General features: G+C 49.2%; 24 protein-coding genes. All 24 read right to left on the minus strand.

Going from position 1 to position 23,078, the window contains the following annotated elements:
- Positions 1–1,205: 1,205 nt before the first annotated feature.
- Complete coding sequence (locus JDF658_RS12530) at positions 1,206–2,405, minus strand: N-acetylmuramoyl-L-alanine amidase (protein WP_079907885.1); 1,200 nt, start codon at positions 2,403–2,405, stop codon at positions 1,206–1,208.
- Between the two features lie 1,033 nt (positions 2,406–3,438).
- Positions 3,439–3,870: a DUF6230 family protein gene (locus JDF658_RS12535; protein ID WP_375804206.1), complete on the minus strand. Its 432-nt coding sequence runs from the start codon at positions 3,868–3,870 to the stop codon at positions 3,439–3,441.
- A 21-nt stretch (positions 3,871–3,891) separates the two neighbouring features.
- On the minus strand, positions 3,892–4,176 hold the full coding sequence (locus JDF658_RS12540) for a hypothetical protein (protein ID WP_079907888.1): 285 nt from the start codon (positions 4,174–4,176) through the stop codon (positions 3,892–3,894).
- Positions 4,177–4,386: 210 nt separating this feature from the next.
- Positions 4,387–4,650 carry a hypothetical protein gene (locus JDF658_RS12545; RefSeq protein WP_079907889.1) on the minus strand — a complete coding sequence of 88 codons (264 nt, stop codon included), beginning with the start codon at positions 4,648–4,650 and terminating at the stop codon, positions 4,387–4,389.
- 96 nt (positions 4,651–4,746) lie between these two features.
- A complete protein-coding gene (locus tag JDF658_RS12550; RefSeq protein WP_079907891.1) occupies positions 4,747–5,781 on the minus strand; it encodes a transposase in 1,035 nt (344 codons plus the stop codon).
- Between the two features lie 97 nt (positions 5,782–5,878).
- On the minus strand, positions 5,879–7,189 hold the full coding sequence (locus JDF658_RS12555; RefSeq protein ID WP_079907892.1) for a pyrimidine-nucleoside phosphorylase: 1,311 nt from the start codon (positions 7,187–7,189) through the stop codon (positions 5,879–5,881).
- Between the two features lie 12 nt (positions 7,190–7,201).
- Positions 7,202–8,029 (minus strand): purine-nucleoside phosphorylase, encoded by an 828-nt coding sequence (locus JDF658_RS12560; protein ID WP_079907894.1) that lies wholly within the window; start codon positions 8,027–8,029, stop codon positions 7,202–7,204.
- The gene (locus tag JDF658_RS12565) at positions 8,023–8,847 is read right to left on the minus strand and encodes a purine-nucleoside phosphorylase (RefSeq protein WP_078665033.1); all 825 of its coding nucleotides are present in this window, start codon (positions 8,845–8,847) and stop codon (positions 8,023–8,025) included. The genes JDF658_RS12560 and JDF658_RS12565 overlap by 7 nt, the downstream gene beginning before the upstream one ends.
- A gap of 13 nt (positions 8,848–8,860) precedes the next feature.
- The gene (locus JDF658_RS12570; RefSeq protein WP_079907895.1) at positions 8,861–10,033 is read right to left on the minus strand and encodes a phosphopentomutase; all 1,173 of its coding nucleotides are present in this window, start codon (positions 10,031–10,033) and stop codon (positions 8,861–8,863) included.
- Positions 10,034–10,164: 131 nt separating this feature from the next.
- Complete coding sequence (gene spoIIM / locus JDF658_RS12575; RefSeq protein WP_159071828.1) at positions 10,165–10,794, minus strand: stage II sporulation protein M; 630 nt, start codon at positions 10,792–10,794, stop codon at positions 10,165–10,167.
- Between the two features lie 68 nt (positions 10,795–10,862).
- Complete coding sequence (locus tag JDF658_RS12580) at positions 10,863–11,549, minus strand: hypothetical protein (protein WP_078665030.1); 687 nt, start codon at positions 11,547–11,549, stop codon at positions 10,863–10,865.
- Positions 11,527–12,696, minus strand: coding sequence for an endonuclease Q family protein (locus JDF658_RS12585; RefSeq protein WP_079907897.1), 1,170 nt, complete (start codon positions 12,694–12,696; stop codon positions 11,527–11,529). Before JDF658_RS12585 ends, JDF658_RS12580 begins: the two co-directional genes overlap by 23 nt.
- Before the next feature lie 21 nt (positions 12,697–12,717).
- Positions 12,718–13,800 (minus strand): DUF3866 family protein, encoded by a 1,083-nt coding sequence (locus JDF658_RS12590; RefSeq protein ID WP_242946680.1) that lies wholly within the window; start codon positions 13,798–13,800, stop codon positions 12,718–12,720.
- A gap of 5 nt (positions 13,801–13,805) precedes the next feature.
- Positions 13,806–14,927 carry a M20/M25/M40 family metallo-hydrolase gene (locus JDF658_RS12595; RefSeq protein ID WP_079907899.1) on the minus strand — a complete coding sequence of 374 codons (1,122 nt, stop codon included), beginning with the start codon at positions 14,925–14,927 and terminating at the stop codon, positions 13,806–13,808.
- A gap of 126 nt (positions 14,928–15,053) precedes the next feature.
- Entirely contained in the window at positions 15,054–15,614 is a 561-nt protein-coding gene (locus tag JDF658_RS12600) for a 2-oxoacid:acceptor oxidoreductase family protein (RefSeq protein ID WP_078665028.1), read from the minus strand.
- A gap of 1 nt (position 15,615) precedes the next feature.
- Positions 15,616–16,362, minus strand: coding sequence for a thiamine pyrophosphate-dependent enzyme (locus tag JDF658_RS12605; protein WP_078665072.1), 747 nt, complete (start codon positions 16,360–16,362; stop codon positions 15,616–15,618).
- A gap of 8 nt (positions 16,363–16,370) precedes the next feature.
- Positions 16,371–17,435, minus strand: a complete 1,065-nt coding sequence (locus JDF658_RS12610) for a 3-methyl-2-oxobutanoate dehydrogenase subunit VorB (RefSeq protein ID WP_078665027.1) — start codon at positions 17,433–17,435, stop codon at positions 16,371–16,373.
- Position 17,436: 1 nt separating this feature from the next.
- Positions 17,437–17,658 carry a 4Fe-4S dicluster domain-containing protein gene (locus JDF658_RS12615; protein ID WP_078665026.1) on the minus strand — a complete coding sequence of 74 codons (222 nt, stop codon included), beginning with the start codon at positions 17,656–17,658 and terminating at the stop codon, positions 17,437–17,439.
- 18 nt (positions 17,659–17,676) lie between these two features.
- Positions 17,677–18,396: a hypothetical protein gene (locus JDF658_RS12620; protein ID WP_079907901.1), complete on the minus strand. Its 720-nt coding sequence runs from the start codon at positions 18,394–18,396 to the stop codon at positions 17,677–17,679.
- Positions 18,396–19,205, minus strand: coding sequence for a hypothetical protein (locus JDF658_RS12625; RefSeq protein ID WP_079907903.1), 810 nt, complete (start codon positions 19,203–19,205; stop codon positions 18,396–18,398). Before JDF658_RS12625 ends, JDF658_RS12620 begins: the two co-directional genes overlap by 1 nt.
- Before the next feature lie 11 nt (positions 19,206–19,216).
- A complete protein-coding gene (locus JDF658_RS12630) occupies positions 19,217–20,278 on the minus strand; it encodes a Glu/Leu/Phe/Val dehydrogenase (protein WP_078665071.1) in 1,062 nt (353 codons plus the stop codon).
- Between the two features lie 12 nt (positions 20,279–20,290).
- Entirely contained in the window at positions 20,291–21,211 is a 921-nt protein-coding gene (locus JDF658_RS12635; protein ID WP_078665023.1) for a bifunctional enoyl-CoA hydratase/phosphate acetyltransferase, read from the minus strand.
- Entirely contained in the window at positions 21,208–22,299 is a 1,092-nt protein-coding gene (gene buk, locus JDF658_RS12640) for a butyrate kinase (protein ID WP_159446636.1), read from the minus strand. The genes JDF658_RS12635 and buk overlap by 4 nt, the downstream gene beginning before the upstream one ends.
- 205 nt (positions 22,300–22,504) lie before the next feature.
- Positions 22,505–23,078, minus strand: a 574-nt coding sequence (locus JDF658_RS12645; protein WP_200805684.1) for a helix-turn-helix domain-containing protein, incomplete at its 5' end; no start/stop codon positions are given.

Here is a 23,078-nt window from a genome sequence, read left to right on the forward strand (position 1 = left end):
GGCCCTTGTTCCATCACTCCTTTTTTAAGGCGCTTAATCTGGCGTTCACTTAGACCTAAGCTCATAGCTGCTTCACTGATTGATAGTTTCCCATCAATTACAGAAGAAATTACCTTGTACCTATTTAGTTGTTCTTGTGTCATTAGATAACGCACCTCGTTTTTCATAGTGACATTTTATCAAAATACTCTACAAGGTGACATTATCACAAGATAATCACACAATGTCTCAGATTTTATTTGCAAAATCTTTTCATTTTGGGTATAATTCATATTGCATACCTCCTTAGGATTAGCGATTGTGCATCAGCTGGCACAGCCTAATTCTAACGGAGGTATTTTCTTTTTTCAAAGGTCAAGTTTCTTTATTACAGGAATGCTCCTATTAATTAATTTTATGCCTCAAATAGTATTAATGCATGATTGATGCTCATAGCCCGTTTAACCTCTGCTTTCAACCAGACTACTATTCCTTCCGTGGAGTAGAAAAAGAATTCATGTCAAAATAACAATTTTGCCAGTCCAGTCCTTGAAAACTTGAGCAACTCTAAGTTCCCTAAACACGCCTTCCGGAAGATACAGCTCCAAATAGTTTTCATCTTTTTCCAACATAGATAAAATCTCAAGATCTTTTTGACAGATTTTTGCCAAGAATGTTGTCATTAAATTCCATTATTCGCTTAACAATTAGCTGATTAACAATAGCTATTTTTATTTGCCGTTTTTTTAAATGGAAGCCCAAGCTGAACCAATAATTCCCTGTTGGCTCCATTCCTACAATAGTTTCATTCTTACCATATTTTGCTGAAGCCCATCATTCAATCGTTCAACTAAACTGAACCCCTCTTCGTTGTTCTGAAAAACTACCAAACTTTTTTATTTAACACCGAGGCAGTTAAAGGCTCTGGCATAATGAGTTTCACTGCCATTATAGATATATCGACATTAAAGTCAGGTTATCAATGATTTGCATAATCTTATTATCTTCTTAATGTTATTATTTACTACTTACATAAAACCTTAAAAATTTCCATCCTTTAATAATATGACGATCTTTTTTATCGTAATGCCTACATAAAATTATTTTATATTTAATCTTATAACGAAAATCTATGTTCTGGGTAAAAATATATGGCTGCCGATGCTTCGTCGACAGCCTAGTACTTGGTTTTAAACCATGTGCTAAGTTAATTAAGCCATCTTAATTTAATAATAATATAACCACCAATAGATCCCTAATTCAATTGCAGCACCAATAGACTCTTGATTTAATGAATTGATTAAGTAGGTTAAATCGGTGCTATTGGACATAAAGCCCGTCTCAGTAATTATTGCAGGCATTTTTGTATTTCTCAGAACAGCCAAGTTCCTCACATCTTTATATGGAGGTGTATATTCCGGAAGAGAGGTAGTCCATAACACTGCATTGTGAACTTCTAACGCAAGGTTTGAGCTTTCGGTTATGTGATGATTATTTGGGTAAATTACTGTTGTTCCTCTTGCAGAAGTATTGGTACTGGAGTTATGATGTACACTAACGAAACAATTTACAGCATTATTGTTTGCAAGAGTATAACGTGTAGTCAAGTCTACATATTTATCAGTTGTCCTAGTCATAATTACAGAAATCCCGTCAGCTTCAAGATGTGCTTGAAGCCAAAGAGCGATAGACAAGTTAATATCTTTTTCATAATAAGAAACGCCATTTAATTTTCCTACAGCTCCAGAGTCAGAGCCTCCATGACCGGGATCTACACAGACTTTATATGTAGCTACTGCTGACACATTTGAAAGATTTGAAGTTTTTTCTTTGGCAGTTTTTTTAATTATTTCCCTTATTTGTTCTGGGGTTTTTCCCTTAAATTGCTCCGAAAGTATTTTTATTTTTTCCATTATTTTTTTATCTTGATCTTTAGATTCTACTTTAAAATAATCATCTCTGCTCATAGTGGAAAAATAATCAACAATGGTGCCATCAAATGTAAAAGAGATGTTTTTGATTTTAGAATCAAAACTAAAAATGTTATAACTTAAAATATCTCTTAAAACATCAGTTGAAAGGTTACGTTCCTTCATTTTATCGATTAAAAACTTATTTATATCGACATATGCAGTATTACCTTTTATTTTAAAACTGTTTATCTTTACACCGTCAGGGAATTCCTTATAACAACCAATAGGAAGATTATATCCATTAACTAAAAGATTAAGAGCAGATAGATAAGGATTATCCGCATAATCAATTTTCAAACTTACCGGTTGATACATCCAGTCTCCATTTAAATAAAAGATAGTGATATTGATAGGAATCTTCTCTTCTCTTGCGAAAGCTGATTGGACACTTGTACCAAATAATATAAAAAAAATCATGATGCAGCTAAATAGGCTTAACATTCTTTTTTTCATAAAATAACACTCCTCGTATAATGTTTTTAGAAATAATCTTTAAACGGTAATAAAAACCGTTTTGATTTTATAAAAATTGTTCCTTGAAAACTGGAAATTAGACTTTCTTCTTGCTACTGGACCAGGCACAATATAATCGTGAGATTGTTTCTGGGTAGGTATTCTCCTCCTTGAGGTTTAACCTCTTGTAAAGAGTGACCCCCAGTTTCATGGTCCGCACTTTTCACGCGTAGGTTGCACACCTTAATGTTTTCCCCTCTTATTTGCAGCAGGATTAGAGGATTAAGGTACATTAAGCTAAGTGCTCATTCCGGCAAGGTTGCTGTCCGGCCATGTTGCCTGGGACCCAGCAGCAATTTTCATTACTCCTTTTATTTGCAGCAGAATAAGGAAATTATGTGGGGTTTTAAATAAGTTAACTTCTTATTCCGGCGAAATTGCTGATCGATCATGAACTTGCATCTCAAAAATTATACTAATCAAAACATACAGAATTTATTTTTTGTTATTTATCCCTCCCTTATATCCCATTTTCAGGAATGCATTCCCTTTTATTACTATACTGCACATTTTTTTGTCAAGACAATTTTAAAAATTTTTTGTCAATTATGACAAGATTTTTCTAATACCTAAGCTATAGATGTGCTCCCTTTTACATTGCATCGCAAAAGCCGATTATTGCAATCCCATGAAACATATTAATTACACACAAAACAAGTACCGTTTTTCTGTTATATCCATTCCTCTATCCCGGACAGAATTAATTCTCTTATAAGTGCTGTTAGTGGTATGTTTAATTTTTTTGACCATCTATCTAATGCTTTGAAAAGCCTATCTTCAACGCTGAATGTTTTCATAGCGTTTAATACTATCCTGCTTCCTGAGGACTTTTTTACCGTAGAGCTTAATTCTTTTTTGCTTACTATTTTTCTCAAAAGTTCCGACTGGCTTATCTTCTTTTCCTTTAGGTAACGATTTATCCGCTCTACATCGTAACTGCTAAATCGCACTGTAACAGTTCGGTAGCTCCGGTTTAAATTTTCCCTTTCACCTTTAAATAAAATGCATTTTTCGTATAAAACTTATACTGACATGGGGGCATAACATCAGAAGGAAATACTTCCCGGTTATTACTGTCATAAAGATGCAGTGTCAATTTCATGCCGGGAATAGTCATGGTTTTGGTGGTCATAAAGTGAGCATTAATTTTAGCATTAGTCAGAGTAACTGAACTGACTTTCATGCCGATATCTGCTTTATTGTCCTCCCCGGTTACCAGGTTGGGATGATCAGTTGCCATATTTTCATCCATCACCAGGTCACCGAAGTCTATTTGCTCCGCTTCAATCTGATCAGCATTCATCAACAGCTGGGTCCCACTGACAACCTTGCTGTCGGTAGTGTTGGCTTCCACCAGCACCTGCACATAATTGGCAACCGGAAAACCCAGATGGGATAAATCGATATTTTTATAGAGCTTGAGTCCTCAGATATTTACAGTAGCCATAGTCGTCTGGGACTGAGGAAAAGCTGTCCAGCTCTCCTGTTCTTTGTTAGCCAGATTGGTATCCCCTACTGCCGGAATCAATTCAAAATTGGTACCTGTAATTTTATCCGCTTCGATCACAAAACCGCCAACTCCAGCCAGGGGCATGGCAGCAAACAGATTCCCGGTGTGGGCCAGGGTCACCAGAACGGAAAACAAACTACCCAGGGTTAAACCCAGGGACCAGAAAAATAATTTTTTGTTTAAATTGAGGATGCCTAACATCTTTTCAACCTCCCTTTCACTATATCTCCCGGCTTCCTTTAGAATGAACAATCATTCATTACTCCGCTAATATAATTATATTAGTCTGAATTTTCGCCTCTATATCTTTTGCCCAAAAGAAGATTTTGTTATCTCAAAGGTTATGTAACAAGCTTAAGCAGTTAGAACAAATTCGCCCTTCGGGCGACTTAAAAGAGTAAGCCGCAATGCTTACTCTTTTTCCCCTTTATAAACCATGCCTCCAGGACAATAAGGACATTCCAAAATTGGCATTCCTGGTGAGCCCAGGTTATCCAATTTGTCCATAGCTTTCATCTCATCTACGATAAATGCTGGCACTTCCTCTTTATACCCACATTTCTGACAATGATAATTGTAATAGGTTTCCTTCTTCTGTCCTTCGAAGGGAAGCTCCCAGTCCAGCAGTAGATCTTCTATCTCGGCCATTTCGTTTTTTATTTTCTTTTTCTTCAATGTAAATCACACCATCCTTCTCAAATGACCATATGGTTCCGTATTTGTAATGCCATATACTCCATAACTCCATCTCCTGCCCACAACATGGACATTTTAATGGATTTTCCGGTTTACCCAGTTCCACAATCCAATGATTTTCTGTGCCAGTTTGATCATATCCCGCCGATACAACCCATACCGTCTCACCATCTTAAAGTTCTTCTTCGGTATATGGTATATTAGCCTTCCGATAATTTCTAATACCCCCAGTTCTTCTTCTTTCCGTTCGTGTGTCTCATGATCTTCATACCAGAATCGTACCCGCTCTCCGTCATATTCTAATATTCTATATTCCGCTATCGCTGGCCGTGCCAAGTATCTCCCTATGTATTTAGCTGCCCCTTTCGCGCTTTTCATCCGCCTCTCTGCATATACGTAGAACCCTTTCTGATATTGTTTGTATAATCTATTTATCTGTTCTTTTATTCTAGTGCTTTCCGGATATTTCTGTTTTAGCCAATCTAATAATACCTTCTGCCAGGCTTTCCTTAAATACTCGTATGGAATAAAACCTACTCCTTTCCATATTTTGTTTTTATCTATCGCTCCTTCGGTTACCAGAACATGAACATGCGGATTAAATTTCAAGTCCCTTCCAAAAGTATGTATTACTGCTATTGCCCCGACTTCATACCCTCTTTTCCTGCCTTTCTCACGATACCAATACTGAATTACTTCTGCTGCTTTATCACTCAGATCTTTTAGCCAATCTCGGTTACGGTAAAACATCACCCTTAATTCTTCTGGAACGGTAAATACCATATGTCTATGTCCTATTTCTAATATCCGTTCTGTTTGTTTTTCTACCCACTTTTCTATATAAACTTTTCCACATCGATTACAAAATCTACTCTTACATGTAAATGCTACTTTCTTTTTCTCGCTCCCGGTACAATTAGTACATATGTATTCTGCATAACCGTACTTTGGGTCCCCGCATTTTATTGCCTTTTCTACCGCTTCAATTACACTCTCCCTCATGTCTCCCGGTATTTTTTCTCCGTATATTTGGAGAAACCGTTCCCAATGTTCTTTAAGTATATCGACTATTTTTATTGATTGTTTATTTTCTTTCTCATGCGCTCTCATATTTCTACCTTAACACCCTAAGTTATCCACATCAAGCCTTAAAGCATAATTTCCTAAACATTGAAAAAGCCACAGGTTATATCTGTGGCTTTTCAGGTTAAGATTCCGTCACTTCCCCGTAAATCAGAGTAGCCGGTGCCGGCTGCTGACAGCTGATGGTAAAAGCGGCTTTTACTTTAGCCATTACTTCCGCCAGCCGCCGTTCCTCGTTGACATGGAGCCAAACCAGTGGTTCGCCAGCCGCCACCGCCTCTCCTACTTTCTTGTTAACTACCAAACCAACGGCCAGATCCACTTTTGATTCCTTGGTCTCCCGGCCAGCCCCCAGCATGGTGGCTGCGATCCCTAGCTCCTCGGCTTCGATTCGCGCCACATAGCCATCCTGTTCTGCCAGGAGAGGAATTACCTTTTGGGCCTGAGGCAGGAGCTCAGGCTGGTCGATAACCCGGGGGTCACCGCCCTGGGCAGCTACCATTTCTTTGAATTTGGCCAGAGCCTGCCCATTCTGCAGCAGTTCCTCCAGTCTGGCCCGGGCTGCCGCCGGATTGGCAGCCTTCCCAGCCAGTGTGACCATGTGGGCTCCCAGAGTCAGGCAAAGTTCCCTCAAATCGGAGGGACCGCCGCCTCTTAAAGTTTCAATAGCCTCTTTAACCTCAAGGGCATTGCCAATCGCCCGACCCAGAGGCTGGTCCATATCGGTAATTACCGCTACTGTTTTTCGCCCTACCTCCTGGCCGATGGCCACCATGGCCCGGGCCAGGGCGAAAGAATCCTCCAGGGTTTTCATAAAGGCCCCGCTGCCGGTTTTAACATCCAGTACGATGGCATCTGCTCCAGCAGCAATTTTTTTACTCATAATAGAGCTGGCAATCAAGGGAATAGAATCCACAGTTGCTGTGACATCCCGCAGGGCATACAGCTTTTTGTCAGCCGGGGCCAGATTGCCTGTTTGCCCGACAACAGCCGCCCCAACTGTGTTGACATTGCGGATAAACTCCTCTTTATTCAGCTCTACACGGAAACCGGGAATGGACTCGAACTTATCCAGAGTACCACCGGTATGTCCCAGACCGCGGCCGCTCATCTTGGCTACCGGTGCCCCGGCTGCTGCTACCAGAGGAGCCAGCACCAGGGTGGTGGTATCCCCGACGCCACCGGTGGAATGCTTATCTACCTTGATCCCGGCAATGCCACTTAGGTCCACCTGATCGCCAGAACGGACCATAGCCATGGTCAAATCCGCTGTTTCCCTGGCATTCATCCCCCGCAGGAAGACAGCCATGGCCCAGGCGGCCATCTGGTAATCGGGAATTTCATTGCTGGTATAGCCCTGGACCATGAATTCTATTTCCGCCTGGCTCAATTCGCCGCCATCCCGTTTTTTGCGGATAATATCATATGCGCGCATGCCCTTTCCTCCTTACATCGCTGCCAGAATTCCCTTGATCAATTGAATGAAACGGGGCCGGGCCTGTTCCGCCACCGCAACTACCTGCTCATGCTCCAGCTTTTCCAGGTGTTCTCCTATCGCCATATCGGTGACACAGGCTATTCCCAGTACCTCCATGCCCCCATGGTTAGCAACAATCACTTCCGGGACTGTGGACATGCCCACCGCGTCGCCGCCGATCTGGCGCAGGAAAATCAGTTCTGCCGGGGTACAGTAATTAGGCCCGCTGACCGGCACATATACTCCTTCCTGCAGTTTTACTCCCTGTTCCCCGGCCACCTGGCGGGCAAGGGCACGCAAACGGCGGCTGTAGGCTTCACTCATATCAGGGAACCGGGGCCCAAATTCCTCCAGATTGGGGCCAATCAAGGGATTGCTGCCAATGAAATTAATATGGTCAGAAATTAACAGCAAGTCCCCGGGAGCAAAAGTGGGATTCATCCCTCCGCAGGCATTGGTAACTATCAGCTCTTTTATCCCCAGGGCCTGCATCACGCGAATGGGAAAGGTTACTTCCTGCAAGCTATAACCTTCATAGTAGTGAAAGCGTCCCTGCATGGCCATAACCCGTTTGCCAGAGAGCAAGCCGATAACCAGGCGGCCAGCATGGCCTGCCACAGTGGAAACCGGGAAATAGGGGATTTCGGCATAATCCAGAATTACCGTTTCCTCAATCTCCTCTGCCAGTGAGCCCAGCCCGGACCCCAGCACCAGACCGATTTGGGGCAGCTCCCGGCCAGCCAGTGCTTTTTTAATATAGCTTGCTGCATCCTTAATTTTTTCCCTTAACTCTAACATAACTCCACTATCCCCTTTACCAGCGCTAAAAATTGCTTTTTAATTCTTTCAGCAGTTTCCATTACTTCACTGTGGTCCAGTTTCTCTGGCAAAATTCCGGCCGCCATATTGGTGATACAGGAAATACCCAGCACTTCCATGCCGCTGTGATTGGCTACAATAACTTCAGGCACAGTGGACATCCCCACCGCATCAGCACCAATTTTAGCCAGATAACGGATTTCGGCCGGGGTTTCATAAGAAGGCCCGGTCATGGCGGCATAAACCCCTCGCTGCAGCTTAAAACCCTGGCTGGCTGCTACCCGGTCTGCGATTTCCTGGAGACGGGCACTGTAAGCAGCACTCATGTCCGGAAAACGGGGGCCAAAATCATCCCAGTTAGGTCCAATCAGAGGGTTGCTGCCCATCAAATTAATATGGTCGGTTATCAACATCAGGTCTCCCGGTTTAAACTCCCGGTTGATACCACCGGCCGCATTGGTAACGAACAGCTGGCGTGCCCCCAGTAGCTTCATGACCCGTACCGGGAAGGTGACTTCTCCCATGCTGTAACCTTCATAATAATGAAATCTACCCTGCATAGCCACTACCGTTTTGCCTTTCAGCTTGCCCAGCACCAGACGACCGGCATGACCTTCCACAGTGGATACCGGGAAATGAGGGAGCTCCCGGTAGGGAATGGTCACTGCCTCCTCGATTTCCTCCGCCAGAGCCCCCAGTCCGGATCCCAGGATCAAGGCAATTTCCGGCAGGTAATCGGTGTGACGGCGAATGTACTCCACAGCTTCAGTCAATTTGACTTTCCAGGCTCGTTCCATGCTTTAACCTCCCCTATTTTAGATCTGTCAGAAAAGAGGTGCCGACTTCGATTTCCGTGCCCAGGGCCCGGGCAATGGTTTGCCCGATATCGGCAAAAGTGGACCTGGTCCCCAGGTTTACGCCCCCCTGATAGCGGGGGCTATAAACCAGGAGGGGAGTATACTCCCTGGAGTGATCTGTACTGGCATCAGTAGGATCACAGCCGTGATCTGCCGTAATAATTAACAGGTCATCATTGCCCATCCGTCCCATGATTTCCGGCAAGCGCTGGTCAAATTCGCTTAAAGCCCGGGCATAACCTTCTACATCATTGCGATGGCCATAGAGGGAGTCAAAATCCACCAGGTTGGCAAAAATCAAGCCCTGGTCGCCCTGGTCCATGAATTCCAGCGTTTTGTCCACAGCATCCATATTGGATTTGGTGAGTTTATGCTGGGTCACACCCCGGCCATCATAGATATCTTTAATTTTTCCCACTGCCATTACTTCCAAACCCAGTGCCTTGATTTTATCCAGCAACATGGTTTTGGGGGGCTGCAGGGAATAGTCATGACGCCGCTCAGTCCGCTTAAATGCTCCCGGTTGCCCGATAAAGGGCCGTGCTATTACCCGCCCTACGGCATGATCGCCAACCAGAAGTTCCCGGGCGATTTGGCACATGCGGTAAAGCTCCTCGATAGGTATAACCTCTTCGTGAGCGGCAATCTGGAAAACGCTATCAGCCGAAGTATAGACAATAGGATAGCCGGTACGCATGTGTTCTTCGCCCAGCTGTTCAATAATCACTGTCCCGGAAGCAACCACATTGCCCAGGGTCTTGCGGCCGATCCGCCGTTCAAATTCAGCAATAATTTCCGGTGGGAATCCCTGGGGATAAGTGCGAAAAGCCTTCTCCAAAATGATGCCAGCCATCTCCCAGTGGCCAGTGGTGGTATCCTTGCCATTGGACATCTCGGCACAGCGACCATAAGCTCCCCTGGGATTGCTGATCGGTTGCAGGTGGGGAAAAGACCGGATATTGGCTAGCCCTAGCTGAATCAGGTTGGGGACTTTCAATCCTCCTACCCTTTCGGAAATATGGCCCAGGGTATCAGCCCCGGCATCGCCATACCTGTCGGCATCCGGCAGGGCGCCAATACCCGCACTGTCCAGTACGATTAGGATTGCCCGTTTAAATATTGCCATTTTAGCTTCCTCCTCTGTGCAAACGTTTCTCCACCAATAATGTTAGTCGTCTGACCTTTAGTAATTATTCTATTCCACACCGAAAAAGAAAATCCTGCCTGGTCAGCAGGATTTATCAAAAAATATTTTTCTTAATTCAACAACCGCCAGATCTGTTTCATCAACACCGGGGTAAAGTAAGTTTCTGTTAATGCCCCCAGAAATAATAACCCGCCATAAAGCAGAAAAACCAGAAAATAGGCCAGCAGCACATCCCTGCCATCCCCCTGCCGTCGCCCCAGTCTGCTTTTAAGCCAGTACAGTGCAAAACGCTGGGAACTGACCGCAGCGGCCCAGTACATAGGCAGGAAGAAGAGATTTTGCGGTAAAAGGGCAACCAGGGCCAGAACTGCCCCGGCAGCAGCTTTTTCCGCAGTCAGGAAGGCTGCTGTAAAACCCAGGGCAAACCCCCGCAAGAAGACCACAACCCAGACTAACGGCAGGGTCAGGACAAACAGGCCACCCAGAAAAAGCAAAAACAGGCTGCGTCCCTGTTCCAGGACCAGGGACCAGAAATACCTGCCCCGATCCACATCCAGACTGGACAGGTTTTGCCAGAAATGGTCCACCAGCAGGGTCAGCTGCTGTTTCTGACCAGCATCAAGAGCCCCTGGCCCCAGGGCCCCCAGAATATAGCCGCTGAAATAAAGGAGGAGCACCCAGAGATAACTCATCCAGCGCTCCCGCAAATACTGGCTCAATATCTTCTTCAGTCTCCGCATTTTCATCCTCCTCCCTGTCCTATATTTATGGGACAAGAGAGGAAAATATCCCAGGTCAGGATGAAAAATCAAGGACTTTCCAGCAACAGACGCCCAATATACTCGGCAGCCAGCACGTCTTCCAGGGAATTGCCACTGGCCGCCACTACCGCCACCCCGGTGCCCAGTTCCCGGGCCTTTAGTCTGGCCCGCTCCGCCCCCAGCCGGGCTGGCTCTGTCCCCCGGCGCCCGATGGTGCGGGCAATGGTAGCCGTTAGCACCGCTGGAGCTCCTGCTGTGACAGCAGCATCATAGGCAACCCCGCCGGTATCACTGACCAGTAGAATAACCTTTCCTGCAAAATCCGCCATTTTCGCCGTTTCCGCCCCCAGGTTGGGCAGGACCAGCTCGGGTGTTAATCCCGTTTCCGCCAGCCCGGCCAGAGCCTTCTGGCAGCGCGCCCTCCGTTCCTCTTCCTGGCCATACCTGGGTTCACTGACCAGAATCACTCCCGTCCCCAGCTCCCGGGCCTTTTGGCCCGCCTCCATTCCCCGCTGTCGAGGCTGAACAGCCACCGGGGCCCTGGTTTGATCGGGACTGGCCCCGATCACAGCTGCCGCCCCTGCCTCCAGCAGGCCTTCCGCAGTGGTGGACATATCAATTACATCCACTATTACTACCACCAGCCCCTGGCGGGCAGCAGCCGCAGCCCCGGAAGCATTAACAGTGACCGTTACCAGTGGGACAGGGTGACTAACCTTGCAGGATTCGCCCATAAGTACCGCCTCCTCCGGCCTGAATTTTCACCTGGCCCTGGCGACAGGCCAGAATCAGAGCGGCTATTTTCTCCCCGGCAGTCCGAATGAGATCTTCTGCTGGCACCTGATGTAAAATAGCCATTTCCGTCCCAAATTGGCTCAACAAACGTTCCATGGTTTTCTTACCGATACCAGGCAGAAATTGCAAGGGCACTTGATAGTAATAGGGAGGATGCTTACCCCCGACCGCCGGCTCGGTGGTAATCGCCACCAGCCGGTCCAGCACCCCGGTAATCAGTTGCTTGCTGCCACAGGCAGGGCAAAATGTCACCGGCGGCTTCTCCTCTCCGGCAGTCCAGCCACAATCTGCACAGGCACTGCGGTGATATTTGCCCAGCCGCGGATCGAGCCCCCAGTTGGCTATGATTCTCCTGCCATCCTGATGGTAGAAGGCTTTCAGCATTTCCCTCCAGTTGAGCTCTGCCAGCAACAGTTCATTATATTCCCGCCCGATTTTCTCCAGGGAGTGCGCATCAGAATTGCTCAAAAAAGCTACCCGTGCCAGTTCGGCCAGCCGCTCCGCCATGGCAGTATCAGCGCTCAAGCCCAGTTCCAGCACCCGGATTTCTTGCTGTTCCGCCGGAGTGAGCAGTTCCCCGAGACTGGCACAAGCACAGCCGTATAGCCCCTTATGCGGGGTAAAAGCATGAGCCGGTGCCAGCAAACCTCCCAGTTCCAGGGTTTGCTGCAAAATCTGGCTCAAACTGAGGTGGGCCCGCTGACTGGAAAGGTGCAAATTGCGCATAAAACCGGCCAACCAGGTACTAAACTGCTCCATTTCTTCCAGTCCTGGAAAATAGGCCAGGAAATGGGCCCCTTCCCTGCTCTCCACCTCCGCCCCCGGAACCAGCAAAGTCCGCTGACGGTACAGCAGCCCTCCTTCTGGCAGTGGCTGCAAATCCCCTGCTGCTATCATTTCCTTCAAATCAGCCAGTACTCCAGGGGCCTGGGCATCGATAATTCCCACAATATCCAGCCCCTTGCGGTAAGCTGCTTCTGCCAGCACTGCCGGCAGGGTAAGCCGCCGGGAAGCGGTGATTTTCACCGGCCGCCCGGCTGTGGTAGCCCCTAAATGTATATGCAAATCAGCATAAAAACTGCGCATCCTTTTCCTCCCGTCTCCAAATTACCAGACAATCTGCCGGGCAGCCAGCCGCCCGGCAGCCGCTGCGGCGGCGAAAAATTCCCTGTCTTCCGCCGGCGAGCGGCCCATGGTAGTAACTTGTAGCTGATATTCCTCTACCATGGCCTTGACCAGGTCATCAGCCTCCAGTTCATACAATCGATGTTTGGTCAGAATCCCTGCCCCGGTTAGCTGGCGCCTGACCAGGTGGGCTTTGGCTGGCTCCAGCCGGGGTAATGCCAGCTGACAGGGGGCCAGGGCCACTTCGGCCAGGGCAGTCAGGGTGTGATGGCTTACCCCCTGATGCCTGGGACGAGGGTCGGCAAAACTGAGGCGGGGAACGGCGATAGCCTTGCCCCCCATGGTATGGACGGCATTGATAGCCTGTCCCTGCTCCACCCCGGTATATCCCCACTTGCTGCCAGTGCCCACAATTCCTGGCCCCATGGCGATGACAATTACATCCGCCCGGGCAGCAACTTTAGCAACTGCCAGCGCAGAATAAAGGTTAACTGCTTCCAGGTCTCCGCCAAATGCGTGGCCGCAGGTAACAGTAGCAGAAATTAGCCCCTTTTCCTTCAGTTCCCGAACCAGCCGGGAAAAGGCAAGGGGCAGAGCTGCCCCATCAGTCATTACATATACCACCCGCAACCGATGACGGCATTCCCGCTGAATACCTACACATACTGCCGGCAACTGGCTATGCAGGGTGGCACAAACCACCGGCGTCTTTTTTAGACCGGTAAAGTTTTTCAATTCTTGATGCCAGGGGCTGGCCTCCTCTTCCGCAGCCAGCACCTTTAACTGCATAGGGGTATAGCGCAGTTTCATGATATGACCCTGGCCCTGCAGTTCTTCCCGGGGGCAGGAGAAATTGGCCATGACATAGTGAAAACCTCCCGTGCCCAGGCCCAGCTCTACTGCAGTGGTGTTGAGCAAAACCCGGTCCCCTGGTTGACAGGGCCCGGTCAAGGGGGGATAATTGACCGCCCGGGCTTTCTCCCCTCCCATTTCCACTTCCAGTTCCTGATAATCTCCTAAATCCCGCTTTACCGTCAGGACTATCCCTTCTTTTCTGGCAATCACGCCCTCTACCTCCAGTCATGGGCAGTTTTAACGATAGCCAGTACTACCTCCGTCAGTTTAACCAGATCGCTGATAGCCATTTTTTCTTCTACTGAATGTACATTTTGCATGCCAATCCCCAGGTTGGCCGTCGGCAAGCCCAGTCCAATGAAGATATTGGCATCACTGCCACCCCCGGTACTGTCCAGACTGGGCGTAAGACCACAGGCCTGGATAGCCTGGCGGGCAATCTGAACTACCGGTTCCTCTGGTTTCAGGTTTATCTCAGGATAGAGATCTTCTACAGTCAGCTGTACATAGGCGCCAAACTCCTGGGCTGTCTGTTCCAGAATGGTGGTCATTTGCTTGGTCTGGGCATGCAGTTTACGCGGATCCAGAGAACGGGCTTCCCCTTTCAGGTTAACCATATCGGGGATAATATTGGTAGCCTTACCCCCTTCGATTACCCCAATATTGGCTGTGGTCTCGGCATCAATGCGGCCCAGGGGCATGCGGTCAATGGCCCGGGCTGCCACTTGAATGGCACTGATACCTTTTTCCGGCTCCACCCCGGCATGGGCGGCCTTACCGCGAATAGTAGCCTCAATTTTGGTTTGGGCCGGCCCCCTGACCACAATGGAGCCCACCGGTCCACCAGCATCGAGAACAAACCCAGCTATACTCTGCAATTGCTGGCGATGCAACTGTTTGGCCCCCAGCAAGCCACATTCTTCTGCTACTGTGATTACCAGTTCAATCTCCCCATGGGGCAGGTTGTTTTCCTTAATTATACGGATGGCTTCCAGAATGGCCGCCAGTCCAGCTTTGTCATCCCCACCCAGGATGGTATCACCCGCACTTCGGATGATATCTCCTTCGATTAAAGGCCTGATACCCCGGCCTGGTTCCACTGTATCCAGGTGGGCACTGAAAAAAATGGGCATGCCCTGCCCATCCCCGGGAAGCCGGGCAATCAAGTTACCGGCAGTGCCATTAATAGCTTTACCTGCCTCATCTTCTTCCACTGTCAAGCCCAGTTCAATCAGGCGAGCTTTATACCAATCCGCCATGGCCCGCTCCTGGCGGGAAGGGGAATCGATTTGCACCATTGTCAAAAATTCGTGTACCAAGCGTGAAGTATTTACCATGAAACTACCTCCGTCCTTTCCAAATAATAGTTGCCATAGTAGTGCCTCCGGCTTTTTTATCTATTTTATCATAAGCGGGAAGAAAAGAAAAAAGGCCCAGCAGGCCTAAATTAAAATTGAAAAGATTTAACTAACAGCGGTTTGCAGCTGCTGGCTCACATAAGTGGCCCCGCGCTCCAAAGCCTGCATGTTAAGCGGAATTAACTTGTGCCGGTACTCGGGCAGCACCTTTTTCAGGGCCTCTTCCAGGGACTTGAAACTGACCATACTGGTTAATGCCACCAGCGCACCCAGAATGACCATACCTGCTACCCGGGGATTGCCCAGCTCTTCAGCGATTTCATTGGCAGGAATATAGAAAGCTTTAATATCAGTTCGTTTTACCTGGCGGTCCACAAGGGAGCTGTTGACCAGAATCAACCCACCTGGCTTGACCGCTGGTTCAAACTTATCCAGGGAGGGGATATTCATGATAATGGCAGCGGTAGGGTTAAAAACTACCGGCGAACTGATGGGACGGTCACTGACAGTCACACCGCAGTTGGCTGTTCCTCCCCGCATTTCCGGACCGTAGGAAGGAATCCAGGCCACATGTTTACCTTCAAACATCCCGGCATAGGTCAGAAGCTGGCCCATGGACATAATTCCCTGGCCCCCGAAGCCGGCCATGATAATTTCATGTAACATCCTATTTCACCTCCGCCGGGGTTTTAAATTCCCCCAAGGGATAATAGGGAATCATCTTTTCTTCCAACCATTTGGTTGCTTCAATGGGAGTCATACCCCAGTTGGTAGGACAGGTGGACAGCACTTCTACCAGTGTAAAGCCTTTCCCGGCCATCTGGGTTTCAAAGGCTTTGCGAATAGCTTTTTTAGCCTGCATAATATATCTGGGATTGATCACTGTTGTCCGGGCAATATAGGCTGCGCCATCTAAGGTTGAAAGCATTTCCGCTACCCGGACCGGGAATCCCTGGGTTTCAGTGTTACGACCAAAAGGTGAGGTGGTAGTCTCCATACCCGGTAGAGTAGTGGGGGCCATTTGGCCTCCAGTCATGCCATAGATTGCATTATTAACGAAAATTACAGTAATCTTTTCCCCCCGGGCAGCAGCATGAACGATTTCCCCGGTTCCAATCGCAGCCAGGTCGCCATCCCCTTGATAGGTAAACACCGCTGCATCAGGATGAACCCGTTTGATGCCAGTAGCCACAGCAGGAGCCCGGCCGTGGGCAGCCTGAAACATATCACAGTTAAAGTACTCATAGGCAAAAACAGAACAACCTACCGGGGCCACACCAATAGCCCGGTCCAGCAAATTCATCTCTTCCAGCACTTCCGCCACCAGACGGTGAATAACCCCATGGGTACAGCCAGGGCAATAATGGAAGGGCTTTTCCGTTAACCCCCTGGTTCTGGTAAAAACTTTTTTCATTTCTGCCATCAGAGAGCCCCTCCTTCCGCCAGGCCCTTAATACCAGCCACAATCTCATCCAGCATTGGCAGAATACCGCCCATTCGACCGTAGAAATATACCGGTTTTTTCCCGTTAACCGCCAGCTTGACATCTTCTACCATCTGGCCGGCACTCATCTCTACGGACAGAAAAGCTTTAGCCTGTTCAGCCCGACGATTGATGATCTCAGCAGGGAAAGGCCAGAGGGTAATCGGTCTGATCAGTCCAGCCTTGATGCCTTCTTCCCTGACCAGGTCCACCGCACCCTTGCAAATCCGGGCTGAGGTGCCATAGGCTACCAGGATAATCTCTGCGTCATCCGTGCAGTATTCTTCATAGCGAACTTCCCTGGCCGCGATTTCCGCATACTTCTTCTGCAAATGCCGGTTGAATTCCTCATTGTCCTTATCCACGATATGCAGGGAGTTAATGATATTGTTGCTGGCGCGTCCCCGCTTGCCCGTTGCTGCCCAGGGCTTTTCCGGCAGCCGGGGCTGGTAATTATCATCTATTTCTACCGGTTCCATCATCTGGCCCAGCACTCCATCACCCAGTACCATCACCGGGTTACGATACTGGTCAGCCAGGTCGAAAGCCAGAATAACCAGATCCACGATCTCCTGCACAGAGGAAGGCGCCAGGACGATCATGCGGCCATCACCATGGCCAGGCGCTTTGGTAGCCTGGAAATAGTCGGCCTGGGAAGGCTGGATATTGCCCAGTCCCGGTCCGCCCCGCATGATATTGACAATCACCGCTGGAACCTCAGCACCGATCAAGTAGGAAATTCCCTCTTGTTTCAAACTGATACCAGGACTGGATGATGAAGTCATGACTCTGGCCCCGGCACCCCCAGCCCCAAAAACCATGTTGATGGCAGCCACTTCACTTTCGGCCTGCAAAAAAACTCCGCCCACTTCCGGCAGCCTTTTGACCATGTAGTGGGGCAACTCGCTCTGGGGAGTAATGGGATAGCCGAAAAAATATTTGCATCCGGCCAGGACAGCCGCTTCCCCGATCGCTTCGTTGCCTTTCATCAGCAGTTTGGCCATCTTACTCCCCCTCCTTGCTTTCCTTTTCTACTTCTATAACTACATCCGGACACATGCGGGCACACATAGCACATCCGATGCACTTTTCCATCTCCTTAACGGTGGCCGGATGAAAGCCCATGGCATTAAAATGCTCCGCCAGGGTGATAATTTGCTGGGGACAAACGTGCAAACACAGTTCACAGCCTTTGCAGCGTTCTTCCCTGAATGTTACTCTGGGCATTGCTTCTTACCTCCTCACTTACCTGTTACCGGGCTTAAACATAGTGCGGGGATCAGTGTTGAAAGTCTGCTGGTCCCGTTGCCAGGGTGTTAGCATGAAACGTTCCAGGGTAAGGAAATTGCGGCCCGGCAAAAGTTCACTGACTTCTGGCAGTAACCCTGGTAATACCCCTACCCAGGCCAGAGGTATACCGGCCTGTATCGCCGCCTCCTCCACCAGGAGGGTACCTTCAAAGACCTGCTGGACTGTAGTAGCTTCCCCTAAATTGGGATTAGCGACAAAATGGGTAATCTTCAGCCTGGCAGCCCTTTCAATCTCCTCTTTTACCTTCAGGATTTCGGCGGGCTTTCTGGTAAAGGGACGGAAGGTGTTAACCACCAGGTACAGCTGATAGCTGCTGGCCTCAATCTGTGCGGCAAAACGGCCCAGAGCCGTAGCCCCCACCTCATCACCGCCTACATCCCAAATCACTGGCAGTTGTGGTTGGCTCAGGACCCCGTAAATAGCCGGTGTGAGAGCCGGTAAATCAGCCAGAGCCAGCTTGCCTTCTGATACGATCACATCAATTCCGTCCTCTGCCAGTTTTTCCTTCAGTTCCCGCGAACGGAAGTAGAGATTGACAATATCCAGATCCACCAGAGCCACCCGTCGATCTGCTTGTTTTCTGGCATAAGCGAAATTAACCGCCATTTCGGTTTTACCACTGCCATAATAGCCAACAAAAACATAGTTTTTCACTAAAATTCCTCCCCGGCAGGCAACACCCTGACCAGTAGCTGTCGAGCTTGAGCCCAGTTCTGAATGGGCTCAAGTACTTGCTGATCCAGCAGAAGTTCCCCGGCCAGCACCAGCCGTCTGGCCTGCCCCTGGCTCAATGTCCATAAACTGCCCAGCCCTTTTAAACTCTGATATACCACCGTGCTGGCCAGCTCAGGGGGCAATTTTTCTCCGGGCTGCCATTCCCTCCCCAGATAGGCGGCTATTCCTCCCTTACTCCGCACCAGTTCTTGCGCTTTCGCTCCGGATAGCTTTTGCTGACAGAGCCATTCCAGCCAGGCCAGGGTCGGCAGTTGTCCAGTGGATAATGGTCCCAGCGGCCCCTCTCCTTCCCAATAGCTTAACACATCTACCAGCTTTTTGCCAACCCCCAGAGAGACAAAGGGATACTGTCCCAGATAGAGATAAAGCCAGGGCTCATCCGCAGCCGGTATCTGTTTTTGCCAGAGGGCCAGGGGAAACAGGGGCTGGCGTCTTACGGAAGCATGCCCGCTCAGTTCCAGTTCTGCTGGTAACTGAATCGTCCCCAGCAGATACTGCATCTCTACCGGTACCCCTGTTTCCAGTAAAATCTCCGGTATATTCTGTTCAGTGTCAGTAGCCAGCAGGATGATGCGCTGAGGCGGATAAGTGCTAAGCAAGGACCCGTGCAGCCGTGCCCTTGCTTCAGCTCTGGACAGCCAGAGATCTCCCACCTGTTTTCGTTCTGCTCTGACGATTATTCTCTGCCAGTCCCGTCGTTCTTGCCAGTACCACAGGTAGGTGTTCACAGATATCCTCCTCACTTGCGCAAAAAGTTATTGCGCACCTGCCCGATTGTCCGGATCCGTTCCTCAGCCATGACTTCTGCTGCTTTATAGGTGGGAATATTGTCCCGTTTAGCAATGGCAAATACCCGCAAGATATTATCATAAATACCTGCGATTTTCTGGATTGCCCGTTCCCGATTGTATCCTTCCAGCTCATCAGCCACATTGATCAAACCGCCGGCGTTGATGACAAAGTCAGGGGCATAGAGTATGCCTTTTGCTTCCAGCTCATCCCCGTGCCGTTCTTCCTTCAGGACATTGTTGGCAGCACCGGCGATAATCTGGAATTTGAACTGGGGCAGAGTCTCATCATTTACTACTGCCCCTAACGCACAGGGGGCAAATATCTCCGCTTCCACGCCATAGATGGCTTCCGGTTCTACTGCCCGGGCACCAAATTCCTGCACCACTTTTTCAACCCGTTCGGGGAAGATATCGGTTACAACCAGTTTGGCTCCTTCATCAGCAAGATACTTACACAGGTAATAACCTACGTGGCCCAGGCCCTGAACAGCTACAGTCATACCGGAGAGGGAGTCAGTGCCAAATTTTTCTTTGGCCGCTGCTTTCATCCCTTTCCAGACACCAAAAGCGGTCATGGGAGACGGGTCACCCGAACCACTGGCTACCCCGGTTACCCAGCGGGTTTCCATGCGTACATATTCCATATCCTGTACCGAAGTGCCTACATCCTCAGCGGTAATATAGCGGCCATTGAGGCTTTCCACATAGCGACCAAAAGCCCGGAACAGCGCCTCACTCTTATCTTTTCTGGGGTCACCGATAATAACCGTTTTGCCTCCGCCCAGGTTGAGGCCGGCAGCAGCTGCCTTATAGGTCATACCCCGGGACAGCCGCAGGGCATCAAGGATGGCATCATCTTCACTGGCATAAGTCCACATCCGGGTACCACCCAGAGCCGGGCCCAGGGTAGTATCATGGATGGCAATAATAGCTTTCAGCCCTGAAGCCTTGTCGTAACAGAGAACGACTTGTTCATAATCATATTTTTTCATGTACTCAAATACTTCCAGACTCATTTCTCCTTACCTCCTTTGATTTTGCCAGGCCAGCACCTGGGCGAGAGCAATGGAATAGAACTTGGCATAGTGGCTATCCGCCCGGGATGTGAGAATAATAGGAGCACTGGCCCCTGTGATGGTTCCAGCTGTCTTAACACCACCAAAAGCTACCGCTGTCTTGTACAACACATTTCCCACTTCCAGATTGGGTACCAGCAGGATGTGAGCATCCCCCTGAATTTCCCCTTTCACCCCCTTGTGTAGAGCCGCTTCTCTGGAAAGAGCCACATCTAAGGCCAGTGGCCCATCCACTATGGCATGAGGAATTTGTCCTCTTTCACCCATTTTGGCCAGTACAGCGGCATCCAGGGTAGCAGGCATATCGGGATTAACCAGTTCCAGCCCGGCTATTACTGCCACTTTGGGCTGCTGGTAGCCCAGCGCCCTGGCTACCCCGACGGCATTATTGATCATCTCAACCTTCTGCTGTAAATTGGGATTGATCACCATGCCCCCATCAGTCATGAAGGTGATGCGGTCAGGTCCTGGTCCCTCCAGCAAGGCCACATGACTCAGCACCTTGCTTTTGCGTAGCCCGGTATCCTTGTCCAGAATTTGTTTCATAATTACAGCACTATGAACCAGACCTTTCATCAGCATATCCGCCTGTCCGGTTTTTACTGCCACCACTGCCATCTGGCTGGCTTTGACAGGATCCCTTTCATGGATAACTTCAATCTCAGCCCTGTTCAGGTCCAGCCCTGCTTTGACAGCAGCCTTCTTGATTTCCTCCTCATCCCCAAATAGGCGGGCGGTAATCAGGTTTTCTTCGATGGCTTCCCTGACGGCTGCCAGTACTTCACAGTCCTGAGCCACCGCTACCGCCAGGCGCTGGGAGGGATAACTGCGGGCAGTTTCCACCAGCTGGTCAAAATTGGTAATCACTCACCGCTCACTCCTTCAGGATAAATTCGCACAGATTCTTCCCCGGCCAGGACACGAAAAACCCCCTCAGCCAGGGCTGGCAGTTCCTCTTCTCCCGGGTAGACAGTTATCGGCGCCAGCCAGTTTAAAGCTGAAGTCAATTGCTCCATTAACCAGTGAGAAAAAGCCATGCCTCCGGTAAACAGCAAAAACCGCGGTAATGTATCTAAAATGGCGGCCATCGCCCCGATTTCCTTAATCAGTTGCTTTACCATGGCCTGTAAAGCCAGGCGGGCTTTCTCATCTCCTGCCTCTGCCCGCTTTTCCGCTTCCACCAAACTGTTGGTTTCCAGGTAGGAAACCAGTCCTCCACCCCCGACTAGCCTTTTGGCCAGGGGTGGATAGTGATAGTCCGTCTCTTCCGGCCAGTAAGCCAGTGCCGCTGAAGGCAGGGCCCCGGCCCGTTCCGGACTCATGGGTCCGCCCTGGTTGGCATTGCTGACATCAATGATTCTACCCTGCCTTACAGCCGCTACGGTGATGCCCCCACCCAGGTGAACAGCTACCCCGGTTAACTCCCGCGGGGAACAGGATTGTTCCTTTTGCCAGCGCAACAGGGCCCGCCGGATATTAAGGGCATGTAAATGGGAAAAACGCCTGATTTCCGGCAATCCAGTTCTCCGAGCTTCCGGAATCATTTCATCTACAGAAACAGGATCGACTATATATGCTTCCACCCCATAACGGTCAGCCAGCATTCTGGCCAGTATCCCGCCCAGATTGGAGGGATGCTGGCCTCCCCAGCCCTGTCTTAAATCTGCAAGCATGGCCTCATTGACCAGATAAGTGCCACTGTGCAAGGGGCGCAGTAACCCACCGCGTCCAACCACCCCTACCAGTTTTCCGCCTCCCAGACCTTTCTCCGCCAGCAGACGCTCCAGGTCGGAAAGACGAAGGGGAAGCTGTTCCACAACATTTTCTCTATATGCTAGTTCAGCCACCGAATAGCGCAAGGTTTCCTGCCAGAGCACTGTACCGTCTTCTGCAATAACCGCCACTTTTGTTGAAGTTGAACCCGGGTTAATCGCCAGTACTACCTGTTTTGCCATCATACTTCCCCCTTCAGCTATTAGTTTTAGCAAAAGCCATGCCAAAAAAGTGTTGTCTGAAAATTTTAGTTTTATGCTGTATAACTCCCGTTTTGACCGGATTGGACTTATACCCACAAGCACAAATTCGGCCAGGTCTTTTCTTTTGCAAAAAAAATCCTGCAATAAATTGCAGGATTTCTGGGCATCTGCATTTTTTTGCAGGTTAACGCAAGCCATAACGATCCATTTTATAGTAAAGGCTGCGCACAGCGATATTCAGTTTGCGGGCAGCCAGGGTTTTGTTGCCACCGCATTGGGCCAGCACATCACAGATTACCTGTCTTTCCACCCTGGCCAGAATTTCATCCAGGGTTTCTCCCTGCCAGCCACTATCCGGTAGCCGGTGTTCTCCCTCAACCTGAGGGCGAACCAGGCCCAGGGGCGGCAAATGCCGGACGGCAATTACCGTATCTCCCGGGCGCATATTGATAATGGCCCGGCCGATCACATTTTCCAGTTCCCGGACATTTCCCGGCCAATCGTAATTTTCCAGCACTTTCAGGGCTTCCGGTTCGATCCGTTCCACCTGCCGTCCAAATTCCCGGTTGAACTTACCGATCAGAAAACGGACCAGCAGGGGTAAATCCTGTTTCCGCCTCCGCAACGGGGGAATGAAAATGGGAAAAACATTAAGCCGGTAATAAAGGTCCTCCCGGAAACTGCCTTCCCGGATTTTTTCCTCCAGATTGGCATTGGTGGCAGCGATTACCCGGACATCCACAGGAACAGCCTTGGTG

Source organism: Carboxydocella sp. JDF658, assembly GCF_002049395.1.
In the GTDB taxonomy this organism is placed as follows: domain Bacteria; phylum Bacillota.